Here is an 11,641-nt window from a genome sequence, read left to right as displayed (position 1 = left end):
AACTATATTTTAAATATCAATAACTTGCTTTTTATTAATTTTTATTGCAAAAAATCTAGCCATCGAAATCGCGCATAATTCTGGTAAGGTAGTGTTATTACAATAATTACTGAATTTAAACATGACAGCTGCGCTTTTATTTGTTGCACTCGCCTATATTGGCGTGTTGTTTTGGTTGGCAAATTGGGGAGACAAAACCACTCCTCTTGCAAAAAGAATTAGTCACCACCCATTTGTTTATTCTTTTTCACTAGGGATTTACTGTACGTCTTGGACTTACTACGGTTCAGTTGGTACAGCAGCCACCAGCAGTTGGAATTACTTACCTATTTTAATTGGCCCTGCGCTGCTATTTTTCTTTGGCCAAGGGTTTTTACGTAAATTAGTACTGGTCAGTAAAAAGCAGAATATCACCACTATCGCCGACTTTATTTCAGCTCGCTATGGTAAACGGCAAACCACCGCGATTATGGTAACCATTATCGCTTTATTAGCGACGATCCCTTATATCGCTCTGCAATTAAAAGCACTGAGTGGCAGCTTCTTATTATTACAAAACGACGATCGTATTTCGGGGTCTATGCTGGCCCTTTCAGCAACACTTATCATGGCGATGTTTGCGATATTTTTTGGTACGCGCAAAGTCGATGTAACTGAATATCGCTCAGGACTCATGCTGGCTGTCGCTTTTGAATCTATGGTGAAATTACTGGCTTTGGTGGCTGTTGCTGGACTTGCTTTATACACATTATTTAATTTAAGTACGGTGCAAACCGAGCAGCTAACGGGCTCTATTTGGCAGCACTGGCATAACTTCGACTTTTTTAGCTTTAACTTTATCGGCCAGTCATTAATGGCGGCAGCGGCGATTATCTGTTTACCAAGGCAGTTCCACGTAACAGTGGTCGATAACCAAGATAAACGCCATCTTTATACCGCCCGCTGGGCATTCCCCCTGTATTTGTTACTGACTGCTGCAATGATTTTCCCTATTGCAACGGCAGCTATACACCCTGGCATTGGCAGTGGTTTCTCACCAGATAGCTTCGTGTTAGCCCTGCCGCTGATGCACGAGAACGCCTTTTTAACAACCTTTGTATTTATCGGGGGTCTATCTGCGGCTACAGCGATGATTGTTGTGGCCACACTCACACTTAGCACCATGATTTCAAACGATGTAGTATTGCCGCTAATGCTACGCCGTAAGTTTAAACGTAACCTCATCACCAGCAGCTATAAGTCGCAAATCCTGTTAGTAAGACGCTTCACAATTGCCGGCATTTTGATTTTGTCGTATTTCTACCAGCAATGGTTTGGTCATGGTAAAGCATTGGCTAGTATGGGTTTAGTGGCCTTTTCTTTGGTATCGCAATTACTTCCTGCCATTGTCGGTGGCCTATATTGGCGAAAAGGCCATGCTTATGGGGTTTATGCCGGATTATTAGCAGGCTTTATTTGCTGGGTTTTATTCTTAATGCTGCCTATTTTAGATGCGGGCAATACCTTAAACGCAGAGCTACAACAAACACTTATTACTCGTGGCACTCTAATCGCCTTGTTTGCCAATATTGGTTGTTACATTAGCTTTTCGCTTGGTGCTGATGAGCGTTTAATTGATAAAATTCAAGCTGCAGCCTTTGTAAATCCAAAAGAGCAAGCCGTATTCGCCAGACGCTTAAATAAAAACGTTAAAGCCACCGTTTACGATTTTAAAGTGCTGCTGCAAACCTTCTTAGGCGTGCAACGCTCGCAACAGGTGCTGGCTCACTTTGCGTTGTCGCATAACTTAGATGACAACAACGCGCATCCTGAACCTGAGTTTATTGCATATTGTGAACGCGCCTTAACCGGTGTGCTTGGTGCCTCTTCGGCACAAGCGCTGATCCACACGGTTGCCTCTGGTAAACGCATGGCCTTTGAAGAAGTGGTTAACTTTTTTGATGAAACTACGCAAGCCCTGCAATTCAATCAAAACTTACTATTTACCTCTCTTGAAAACCTCAGTCATGGTATTTCGGTTGTAGATAAAGAGCTTAATTTAGTGGCGTGGAATAAGCGCTACGCAGAGATGTTTGCCTACCCAGATGACTTTCTTGAAGTAGGCCAACCAATTGAAGATGTGCTTAGGTACAATGCCGAGCGCGGTGAATGTGGCCCCGGTGAAGTTGAGCGCCATGTAGAAAAGCGTATACAGCATCTTAAAAACGGCACACCCCATCACTTTATTCGCCACCGCCGTAATGGCCAAGTATTCGAAATGATTGGTAACCCACTGCCAGATGGCGGCTTTGTAACAAGTTTCTCTGATATTACCACGCATATCGAAACGCAAAATGCGCTTGAAGAAGTAAACATGGACCTTGAAAACCGCATTGAAGCGCGTACTCAAGAAATCCGTACTATCAATAAAGATTTACAAGCACAAATCGATAGCCGAGTACAAACTGAGCAAGCACTTACTTTAGCTAAAAAAGAGGCAGAACAAGCTAATGACAGTAAAACACGTTTTTTAGCCTTAGCAAGCCACGATATTTTACAACCGCTGAATGCAGCGCGCCTATACCTTGCAGCCATTGATGATAAAACCCTTTCGAGCAACAATTTAAATAACTTTGAAAAGCTTGGCGCAAGTTTAGATTCAACGGTGCATTTGATGTCGGCGCTGTTAGAGATTGCCAAGCTTGAGCAAGGGGCAATGACCCCTACTCCACGTCACTTTAGTATTGATGACATACTTGCCCCGCTGAAAAATGAATACGCCATTATGTCGAGCGAAAAAGGCTTGAAACTGACGGTGCGTTCAAAAGGAGTTATCGTTCACAGTGATATCACTTACTTACGACGAATTATCCAAAATTTGGTGTCAAATGCGGTTAAATACACTGATAGTGGCCGAGTTTTAATTGCTTGTCGCAAACGCAAACATCATTTACGTATTGAAGTATGGGACACAGGCCCCGGCATTACAGAAGTAGAGCAAGCGAAAATCTTTAATGACTTTTATCGTATTGAAGCCGGTGATAACAAAGGGGTGGGTCTTGGCTTAGGAGTTGTAAAACGAATGGCCGACTTACTCTCTTTACGTTTAGATGTAAGCTCAACGCCTGGCAAAGGTAGCCGCTTTAGTATTGAAGTACCTTATGGTGAAAGCCAATTTATTCAACAAAAAGAGGCGCCTAAAAAAGGTGTTGAGAACCGCAGTGCAATGAATATTATTGCGGTGGATGATGACCCAGAAAACCTTAATGCCATGGCAAGCCTATTGCAAAAGTGGCAGGCAAATTATCAACTCTTTGATCAAGTTGAAACCGTGATGGCCTATGCCAAAGAGCACCGAGCGCCCGATGTGATCTTAATGGATTATCAGCTTGGTCATGATTGCGATGGGATAACGCTTATTAAAACTCTAAGAGAAATTTGGCAAAGCCCAGTGCCTGCGATTTTAATCACAGCGGTGCGTGATGAAGCGTTAAAACAACAAACCAAAGCTGAGCAAATTCATTACCTTAGTAAACCCGTTAAGCCCGCAAAACTCAAAGCACTGCTTAATCACAGTGCTTAACCAACGTTTTTAACAACAGCGCTTAACAATACCACTTAAGGCAAAGCAGTAGGCTTTGCCTTAAATTTTTGGAATAACCAACTAAGTGCCACTAACGACAAGCCTAAGCCGATAAACGAAATAGCCCGCAGCAACCCAGTTAAGTTTGCCATATCAATCAAGAACACTTTTAATACCACCAGCGCCAATAAGCCAAGGCCGAGTTTTTGTAATACCGTAATGGTTCTTAACTGCCCCACCACAACCACCAAGGCACCGATAACAAGCCAAACTAAAGAATAACTGTAAAGCTCGGCATCTGAGGTTGGCAAAGCAATATTTATAAACTCGCCTTGCCAGTTGTGGCGAATTTCCGCATTGATATATAAAACACTCATCACACCTGCAAGTGCTGTAAACAGCTTTTGTAAATAGTGCTGAGATTTGGTCAGTCGGCTTGCCCAAATTGCAATACAGGCAGGGACTAACCAAAGTAATAATAGCCAGTTAATAATCGGCCAACTGCCTATATTTATCGGCTCAAAAAACGGATTTACTGCGGTAAAGCTTTTCAGCACTAACAAGCCACTCAATGTTAATAACGCAAAACCTGCTACTTGATAGAGCTTAGCTAATTGCTCAGTAAAGCGTGAACGCAGTAAATAAACACAACCCAAGATGCCCCAGTTACAGGTTAATAAAATATGCTCATACACAGACAAGCTCTCAAAATCAGGGTAGCGCCCCACCAACTGATAGCTCGTCTCTGTGGTAATAAATAAAGCAATACAATGAAGCAGCGCACCTTCTAGCCACACCCGAACAGATTGCAGCTGCCAGTGCCTCGCCGCTAAGTAAAATAAGCAAGCGCATACTGGGTACACAACCAAACTCCAATGCACACCGAGCAGCAGCGCATCACTGTAATCAGCTGACCAAGGCGCAAAACTTAACCTAACAAGTAAAGCACCAACTAAACCTTTAAGCGGCCAAGTCGGAATACTGAGTGCATGTTTATTAACATAAAAACTAATCAACAACACTTGCGCAGCAAGCGCTAAGGTTAAGCTACTGCCTTCAAGCAGCATGGTTAATGCCAAACTAATATTGGCATTGCCGCCAAGCCAGTAACTAAATACCCGCATTGGGTTCGTGCTGTTAATTGATAACTTAAATAACCAAGCAGACAGTGCCACTAATACAAAGCACCAAACCGGGTATGCCGTCGTTAAGGCATGATCGGGCGTTATGACATATAAGCAACTAATAATCACAAAGCCTGAAAGTGAAGCGAGTAAGGTAAAGCCAAAGCGTTTAGGGTATTTACGACCAAATAAAAACCCATAGCCAGCAAACAAAGCAATAAAAAACAGCCCTGCACCGTAGTTTTGCCGAAATACAAAAAGTTGCTCAGAATAATCAACAGCATTGTGTTGTCCTATGAGCAAACACATTACACTCACAACAGCTAGTATCAGCCAGTGATCCCATGCACTGTTTTTTAATACCAAAAACAACAGTAAAGCCACTAACGACAACATACTAAGCTGCCAAGTAAGCAGTTGGTTACTGCTCATGAGTAAAAGGTAAAGTGGCACGACAACAGCTATCAACAGAGGGTTGTCGGGCAGTTGCTTAAGTAGTATTTTAAAGCGATGTGGGCGGTGTTCAATTTGCTTAATGCTCAGCCCTAGGCGCGGAATCGCAATTAACAATAGGATGCTAAATAGAGCATAAAGATTAATAAACCAATGCAGGTTTTTAGCTGCACTCATTGCAACTAAATAATACCAGCCCAAGTGACCTGCCCATAACAAATACCACAACCAATGCCGTTTTACGTAATGCGCAACTAGCGAAGCTGATACACTGACAAACGCAACATAAGTTAGCAGTGCTATAAAGTCATTGCTCCCGGTATTAACCCAAACCGGCACGCTGTAGGCGCCAATAATGCCAATAACTGCTAGCACTGGACCAAAACGCAGTGCCATCCAGCTTGCTGCTACAGAAACTAAGGTTAAAATGCTAAATGCAGGTAAAGCTTGGAGTAAGCCATAATGGCTATAGGCCAGCAAGGTCAATGCAAAACAACTAATAAAACCACCACTTGCCAGCGCCGCGGGAATATAGTTGCTAAACCCATCAAAAATAATACCTTTGCGATGTAAAACCTCAGCCGCGACAATTAAGCTCAAACCAAAAATAGCGCCAAGCGTAAGTCGCATGGTTTCAGATAGTAAGCCTGCCTCCAGTGAATAGCGGGCCAAAAAGATACCGCCAAAGGCAAGTGCAACTGCTCCTACCCAAGTTAGCCAATTAGCTTTGACTTGTGTAACGAGTTGGCTGACTAGCGGATTTAGAGTCGCAGGCTTGGGTTTTGTCGGCTCTGGCTTTTTATCAGTAGCCTCAATCGGCTTACTAATGAATACAGGCTCTGGTTCAGATTTTGCATCGTCAGTCAGATCTTCGTTTGAATTATCAAACTGGTTTGCAGTATTTGTTTGTGGATGATGACTATATGTCGCGTTAAGTTTTACTCGAAGAGCTACCACTTCTCGCTTTAAACTAGAGAGTTGAAAAAAGGCAAAAATACCCGCAATTGAGCCACCTACAACAACTAGTGCAAGTAATACTAGTAACGCAATACCGCCATCCATACTCTCTCCTTGTGTACGCTTTAAACAAAAAAGCAAAATGCCTTAATTGTTTATACAATAAACACTTAGCAAGAGTAAAGAAACAACGATATTGCGTTTTAGCCGGTTAAGACTGTTCAGTCACCGTGCGCTCTAAGGTCATTTTGTAACCTGAATCAGTGGTTTCATCGTGTTCAATCACCAAGATATAGTTACCTTCTTCAGTAAAATCCATATCGCTTTGTTGTAAAAGCACAATCTGTTGGCCGTTATCTTCAAACACCACATAGGTTGTATAAACTTCGTTATCAACCACCTGCTCTTGTTGGTCGTATTGATCTAACCCTTCTACAACATTGCTAGTATCTTCAACCGTTTCACCATTGAGGGTAAAGTACACATCAACCTCGTCAATTTCTTGCCCTGCATAGCTATCAATTAAGTTAACCACAGTAACTGCATGGCTGTAGCTGCTTGGAGTTAGGTTTTCTTCAATGGTCATCATACGAGGGCCGTAATCTTTGTCATTGTAGAAAAGACCAACCGCACTCTGCTCACGTTCTAATGTCATTAAGAAGTTATCTACAATCGTGTCACCTGCTTCATCTAACATGGCGACGCTGTAACTATTTGGCGACATGCTCATGTATTCAGAGTAACTATCGTTGCTAACAACCTCGGTGTTAGTCGCCGTTGTGCCTCGGGTTACTTTAAACTGGGTTTGCGTGTAGTCATCGATGGTATTGATAAAACGCAGCTGACCTTGCGCGTCTTGGTGGTTTAGTTGTGTTACTGAGCTACTTGCCGTCACGACATCAAGTGTAATACCATCTTCTTCTGTTGCATAACTTGGACGGATCATCGCCATGTACGTTGCTTCATCATTAAAGTACACGGTTGGTGATTCAAAAATCACATCTGTGCTACCGCTAGCGGTAATATAAATAGTGTAATAACCTTCCTCAAGCGTCGCTAATTCTGGTTCAACGAGGTATTGCGAAGTCATTAATAACTCAGCGGTATCAAATAAACCGTCGTCGGTAGCAACGTATACATCGTAAAGGTTATCTTCACCAACAATATTAAAAAAGCCAACATTGAATTCATCTTCATCGCTTGACGTCGGCACACTTAGCTCTGTAAACGTTGGTTCAGCAAAATCGCCATTCATTACTAGTAGCTGAGTTTGATCATTTTTAATTTTGATGGTTTCTTCATCGATGGTGATATAGCTATCGTTGGCATCAACATATTCAAAACTTAAATCATACTCCCCCGAACTGTAGTTATGACGAGTTGATACATCACCAAAATCTGCGCCTGAACGTTCAGTGTCATCAACAAATAAACGTGTGTATGGGCTGTTGTAAGAGCCATTGTACAGTTGCACATAGCCACTGTTGCTACTGCTGCTGTCGTCGCTTGAACAGGCAGCCAGTACCGAAAGCAAACTTGAGGCAACAATTGTTTTAAGCAGAGTGCTTTTCATAGAATTTTTTCCTTATTGTTTGTAATACCCCATTCTGACTCGAATAGTGCGAAAAAATTCTATGTTTTACAAACTATTACCTTCACTTACAATTCCTTACGATAAAGTTAAAAAGTGTAGAAAATGATGTGGAAAAGCACTCAATTAATCATAATTATGGACAGAAAATCACATTTATAGTGAAAGCAGCTTACTTTTACACGAAAAGTAAATAATGATTACATTTTAGGCGCTTATACAATCAAATCAGATAAATTATTAGATAGTTAAATTTGCGCTATGCAGCACAAAAAAATTAGCAAATAATGGTGTTCTCACAAACGGGATTAGAATGAGGACTATGAACACGATTTTAACCACACAATGCGATGATGATGTTGGTCTAATTGCCAAGATCACCGGTCTTTGTCATCAACATAACTTAAATATTACACGTAATAACGAATTTGTAGATAAAGACGCTAAACGCTTTTTTATGCGTACAGAGTTAAGCGGCGTTATTTCAGAGGACTTTTTATCAAGCCTTGCTGAACTACTACCTGATGGCGCAGAGCTTGCCCTGCACAGCAGCGAAAAAACGAAAGTGGTATTGCTTGCTACCAAAGAAGCGCACTGTTTAGGTGGTGTATTACTTAAGCAATTCGAAAAAGCCTTAAACATCGAAGTATTGGCTGTGATTGCCAACTACGCAGACTTAGCGCCACTGGCTGCAGGCTTTGGTGTGCCGTTTCATGTGGTATCGCACGAAGGTTTAAACCGTGCGGAGCATGATCAACAAGTCGGTGATTTAATTGCCAGCTACCAGCCTGACATTATTGGCCTTGCTAAATATATGCGTATTTTAAGCCCTGAATTTGTGGCGCGCTTTGAAGGTAAGATTATTAATATTCACCATTCATTTTTGCCTGCCTTTATTGGTGCAAAGCCTTACCATCAGGCATTTGAGCGCGGTGTAAAGATTATTGGCGCGACCGCTCACTTTGTTAATAATGAGCTTGATGAAGGGCCTATTATTTTACAAGATGTGACGCATGTCAGTCATGCTGATACCGCAGAGATGATGGCAAAAATGGGTAAAGATGTAGAGAAAACGGTGTTCTGTAAAGCGCTGCAACTCGCATCTGAACATAAACTGTTTATCAATGGGAATCGAACCGTGGTGTTCGCTTAAGCAATAAAATGAAGAGGCTGAATGGCCTCTTTATTGTTCTTATTATCTTTTGTTATGCCGACTCAATAGGCTCTAATTGTAACTTAGAGGCAATTAATACCGCTTGAGTACGGTTATACACACCTAGCTTTCTAAAAATTGCTGTAATATGTGCTTTAACGGTTGCTTCAGAAATATGTAACTCGTAAGCAATTTGTTTGTTTAACAAGCCTTCGTGTAAGTATTGCAACACCTTGTATTGCTGCGGCGTCAGTGAAGCCACTTGCGCTGCAATTTCTTTGTCTTCGCTATCTACGGCAGCCACTTTATCTTTAAGCTCAAGTGGAAGCCAAACATCGCCTTCAAGAATGTGATTAATTGCCAGCGCAATATCATCTGATGAAGATGATTTAGGAATAAATCCCATCGCACCATAACCCATTACTTTAGAAACTATATTGATGTCTTCGCTGCCAGAAACAACAGCTATTGGTAAGCTTGGATAGTCTTCGCGAATGCGAATAAGGCCGTATAAATCGCCATTGCCTGGCATGTGAAGGTCTAGTAGTAAGATATCAAGATCTTCTTGCTCGCTCAGCACCTGCAAAGTGGTATCAAAGTTTTCCGATTCAAACACTTCTAAATCAGCGAACTTAGCACTCAATGCCCCTTTCAGCGCTTCACGAAATAACGGATGATCGTCCGCTATTAAAAACTGACTCATGGTTCACTCCTAATAAATTCGGCTGACACCTATTTCTAAGTGACAGCCGATATACTACGTTTAGAATCAACTTCTAATCAAGTTTTTAACGCGATTTTAACGATTTAATCGGTTTTCGATTAGCTCATCAACAACGCTCGGATCGGCTAGTGTAGAGGTATCACCAAGCTGTTGGTGCTCATTTGCCGCAATTTTACGTAAAATTCGGCGCATGATCTTACCAGAACGAGTTTTCGGTAGACCTGGAGACCATTGGATCATATCTGGTGATGCAATTGGGCTTAACTCTTTACGAACCCAGTTACGGACCTCTTTGGTGAGTTCATCGCTCACTACAACACCCTCATTTGGAGTGATGTAAACATAGATGCCCTGACCTTTAATATCATGCGGGTAACCGACTACAGCAGCTTCTGCCACCGCTTCGTGAGCAACCAATGCACTCTCGATTTCGGCAGTACCTAGGCGGTGACCTGACACGTTTAGTACGTCATCCACACGGCCTGTGATCCAGTAGTAGCCATCTTCATCACGGCGACAACCATCACCTGTGAAGTACACACCTGGGTATGCTGAGAAATAGGTTTGTTCAAAGCGCTCATGGTCGCCATAAACTGTACGAGCTTGTGATGGCCAGCTGTCTAAAATAACAAGATTACCATCAACCGCGCCTTCTAGTGTATTACCTTCAGCATCAAATAAGGCTGGTGCAATACCAAAGAACGGACGAGTTGCTGAACCTGGTTTCATATCTGTAGCACCTGGTAATGGTGTGATCATGATGCCACCAGTTTCTGTTTGCCACCACGTATCTACGATTGGACAGTTTTCATTACCGATGTGCTCGTAATACCATGCCCACGCTTCAGGGTTAATCGGCTCACCTACAGAACCCATGATACGTAAACTATTTCGTGTTGAAGTCGCTGTTGGCTCATCGCCTTTCGCCATTAATGCACGAATAGCTGTTGGTGCTGTGTAAAGAATAGTCACGCTGTGTTTATCAATCACTTCACCCATACGGCCCGCTGTTGGGTAAGTTGGTACACCTTCAAAAACCACTTGCGTGCAGCCATTCACTAATGGACCGTAAGCAATGTAGCTGTGACCTGTGATCCAGCCCACATCGGCACTACACCAGAAAATATCATCTTCTTTAAGGTCAAATACATATTCATGTGTCATCGATGCATAAACGAGGTAACCACCGGTAGTATGAACCACTCCTTTTGGTTGACCCGTTGAGCCTGAAGTATAAAGAATGAAAAGCGGATCTTCTGCATTCATTGGCTCTGGCTCACACTCTGCTGGTAAGTCAGCTACAAGCTCATGCCACCAAATATCATGGCTATTCCATTCAATTTCACCACCTGTTAGTTGATGAACAATAACGTGCTCAACGGTGGTTACTGAGTCTTGTGATACCGCTTCATCAACATTTGCTTTCAGTGGTACGCAGTTACCAGCACGACGACCTTCGTCTGATGTAATCACCACTTTAGCGCCAGAGTCATTAATTCGGTCAGCAATCGCTGATGGAGAGAAACCACCAAATACCACAGAGTGAATTGCACCAATACGCGCACACGCTTGCATAGCGTAAATAGCTTGCGGTGTCATAGGCATGTAAATAGCAACGCGATCACCTTTTGATACGCCTAACTTTTTAAGGCCATTGGCTAATTTTGCGACTTCGTCGTGAAGCTGTTGGTAGCTGATATTTTCGCTGTGTTCTGGGTTATCGCCTTCCCAAATGAGGGCTGTTTTATCGGCTTTAGTGGCAAGGTGGCGGTCAATACAGTTATAAGATGCGTTAAGTTGGCCGTCTTCATACCAGCGAATGCTGATGTGGCCTTTGTCGAATGAGGTGTTCTTTACTTTATTATAAGGAGTTGACCAATCAAGGCGTTTACCGTGCTCTCGCCAAAATCCTTCAGGGTCATCAATAGATTGCTTATACAGTGTATTATATTTATCGTTATCAACTAATGCTGCATTCTTGATATGCGCTGGTACTGGATAGATACTTTCTGACATTGTTGTCGTCTCCATTTTAATTACTTGCCTACGGCCTGCTTCAAGGATCACTCAGCAAAGC

At 42.5% G+C, this 11,641-nt stretch carries 6 protein-coding genes; 2 read left to right on the top strand and 4 right to left on the bottom strand.

What is annotated here, in order from left to right:
• The first annotated feature begins 121 nt into the window (after nucleotides 1–121).
• Nucleotides 122–3,562 carry a PAS domain-containing hybrid sensor histidine kinase/response regulator gene (locus P4S60_RS02985; RefSeq protein WP_337114952.1) on the top strand — a complete coding sequence of 1,147 codons (3,441 nt, stop codon included), beginning with the start codon at nucleotides 122–124 and terminating at the stop codon, nucleotides 3,560–3,562.
• A gap of 35 nt (nucleotides 3,563–3,597) precedes the next feature.
• On the opposite strand, the gene P4S60_RS02980 is transcribed toward P4S60_RS02985, so the two are convergent.
• Together P4S60_RS02980 and P4S60_RS02975 are read right to left on the bottom strand one after the other, a co-directional pair.
• Nucleotides 3,598–6,201, bottom strand: a complete 2,604-nt coding sequence (locus tag P4S60_RS02980) for a DUF2339 domain-containing protein (RefSeq protein WP_337114951.1) — start codon at nucleotides 6,199–6,201, stop codon at nucleotides 3,598–3,600.
• Nucleotides 6,202–6,307: 106 nt separating this feature from the next.
• Entirely contained in the window at nucleotides 6,308–7,669 is a 1,362-nt protein-coding gene (locus tag P4S60_RS02975) for a hypothetical protein (RefSeq protein WP_188727895.1), read from the bottom strand.
• 340 nt (nucleotides 7,670–8,009) lie between these two features.
• On the opposite strand from P4S60_RS02975, the gene purU reads away from it, so the two are divergent.
• Nucleotides 8,010–8,840: a formyltetrahydrofolate deformylase gene (purU, locus tag P4S60_RS02970; protein ID WP_337114950.1), complete on the top strand. Its 831-nt coding sequence runs from the start codon at nucleotides 8,010–8,012 to the stop codon at nucleotides 8,838–8,840.
• A 52-nt stretch (nucleotides 8,841–8,892) separates the two neighbouring features.
• Here purU and P4S60_RS02965 read toward each other — a convergent pair whose 3' ends face one another.
• Nucleotides 8,893–9,543: a response regulator transcription factor gene (locus tag P4S60_RS02965; protein WP_337114949.1), complete on the bottom strand. Its 651-nt coding sequence runs from the start codon at nucleotides 9,541–9,543 to the stop codon at nucleotides 8,893–8,895.
• Nucleotides 9,544–9,639: 96 nt separating this feature from the next.
• Nucleotides 9,640–11,580, bottom strand: a complete 1,941-nt coding sequence (acs, locus tag P4S60_RS02960) for an acetate--CoA ligase (RefSeq protein WP_337114948.1) — start codon at nucleotides 11,578–11,580, stop codon at nucleotides 9,640–9,642.
• Nucleotides 11,581–11,641 lie beyond the last annotated feature (61 nt).

It is taken from the genome of Pseudoalteromonas sp. Hal040, from assembly GCF_037162425.1.
GTDB lineage: Bacteria > Pseudomonadota > Gammaproteobacteria > Enterobacterales > Alteromonadaceae > Pseudoalteromonas > Pseudoalteromonas gelatinilytica.
Note: the sequence above shows the minus strand (reverse complement) of the source record. Positions and strands in the feature narration are given on the sequence as shown.

Excerpts from the sequence above, each read along its gene's own strand:
- P4S60_RS02985 (WP_337114952.1), top strand. The coding sequence starts at position 122 with ATGACAGCTGCGCTTTTATTTGTTGCACTCGCCTATATTGGCGTGTTG.
- P4S60_RS02980 (WP_337114951.1), bottom strand. The coding sequence starts at position 6,201 with ATGGATGGCGGTATTGCGTTACTAGTATTACTTGCACTAGTTGTTGTA.
- P4S60_RS02975 (WP_188727895.1), bottom strand. The coding sequence starts at position 7,669 with ATGAAAAGCACTCTGCTTAAAACAATTGTTGCCTCAAGTTTGCTTTCG.
- purU (WP_337114950.1), top strand. The coding sequence starts at position 8,010 with ATGAACACGATTTTAACCACACAATGCGATGATGATGTTGGTCTAATT.
- P4S60_RS02965 (WP_337114949.1), bottom strand. The coding sequence starts at position 9,543 with ATGAGTCAGTTTTTAATAGCGGACGATCATCCGTTATTTCGTGAAGCG.
- acs (WP_337114948.1), bottom strand. The coding sequence starts at position 11,580 with ATGTCAGAAAGTATCTATCCAGTACCAGCGCATATCAAGAATGCAGCA.